Origin of the sequence: Caecibacter sp. AF58-12pH5A, assembly GCF_027681725.1 — a bacterium.
Lineage (GTDB): Bacteria > Bacillota > Negativicutes > Veillonellales > Megasphaeraceae > Megasphaera > Megasphaera hominis.
The window spans coordinates 1-1,302 of sequence record NZ_JAQDBC010000081.1; the positions used below are offsets into that span (position 1 = coordinate 1).

Consider the following 1,302-nt stretch of genomic DNA (forward strand, 5'->3'; position numbering starts at 1 on the left):
TATAATGGGCCCCTTGTCAAGACCACGTTCTAAAATTTTAAGAGTGGCAGTAAGCAGAATTATTCTAAGCAGCGAAGCAAGCAAAGTAAAACTCGTTGGGAACCTTGTAGCCTAATGCCTCGTGGGGCCGTATGTTGTTGTAATCATCTACGTATTGGTTAATCAGACGTCGAAGCTCTCTTGGGGTGCGATATTCGTTCGGATAGAGCTGCTCCGTTTTGAGGCTACGGAACCAACGTTCAATCATGATGTTGTCTGCCCAGCGGCTCCTGCCGTCCATACTTTGACGGATATTGAGGTTACGAAGCAGATTCTTGTAATCATCACTGGTAAACTGGCTGCCTTGATCTGAATTGATAATGGCTGGAACGCCGCATGCTTTAACGGTTTCCGTCACGGCATGAATAACAGATTCTGCTTCCAGACTGTCTGAAAGATAGTGGCCGACCAACCGCCTGCTATACCAATCAATTATTGCAGTTAGGTACATATGCCCATGCGGCATCGGAATATAGGTGATGTCAATGGACCACACCTGGTTTGGAAAAGACACGGTATAATCGCGCAACAGATAAGGCACAATAGACTCCTTGAAATTGCGCTTGGACAGGTTAGGCTTAGGATAAATAGCATAGATGCCCATCTTCAGCATAAGTCGCCGTACTGTCTTGCGACATACTGAAAAACCTTCTTCTTGCAGTTTGGCAACAATCTTACGAGAGCCTAGGTAGGGACACCTGGTATGCCAGTGGTCGATACGTTCCATTAACGATTCATCAAGCCTAACAGCAGCTTGGTTTGGTCCTGTAGGTGTGTAATATAGGCCGGAACAGTTCAGTCCCAGTAATTCGCACTGACGACGTATGGAAAGGCCGTTATCCTTTCTGATCATATTCCGGGATTCTTGGGATGGCCTCCCCAGCTTGGCGAAAGCAGTCCTGAAGAAAGTCGCGCTCAAGCGTAAGCTGACCGATGGTCCTTAGCATCTGGTCATTCTTTTTCTTCAGATCGTCCTCCTTCCTCTGAACGGCCTTACGCTCAGAATCTGCACCAAAGGCAAGATGGGCATTTTGCAGGAATTCTTGCTTCCATTTTCTGACCATGTTTGGGTTCAGGCCGTTTTCAGAACAGATGGCATTGAATTCCTTGTCGCCTTGAAGAATTGACAGAACAATCTTGGTCTTAAATTCAGAAGTGTACTTTTTTCTTGGCATGATAGCATCCTCCAATTTTCGTTACTTAATACTATATCATGCACTCTTAAAATTTTCAGTACTGGTCTGAATTCACAGGCCCATTATA

2 protein-coding genes are annotated in these 1,302 nt (G+C 45.5%); both read right to left on the bottom strand.

Features of this window, described 5'->3' with window-relative positions; translation table 11 throughout:
* Window positions 1-64 precede the first annotated feature (64 nt).
* Window positions 65-958 carry an IS3 family transposase gene (locus PGX44_RS13905; RefSeq protein ID WP_498855839.1) on the bottom strand — a complete coding sequence of 298 codons (894 nt, stop codon included), beginning with the start codon at window positions 956-958 and terminating at the stop codon, window positions 65-67.
* Window positions 876-1,214 carry a transposase gene (locus tag PGX44_RS13910; RefSeq protein WP_498855840.1) on the bottom strand — a complete coding sequence of 113 codons (339 nt, stop codon included), beginning with the start codon at window positions 1,212-1,214 and terminating at the stop codon, window positions 876-878. Before PGX44_RS13910 ends, PGX44_RS13905 begins: the two co-directional genes overlap by 83 nt.
* Between the last annotated feature and the right edge of the window lie 88 nt (window positions 1,215-1,302).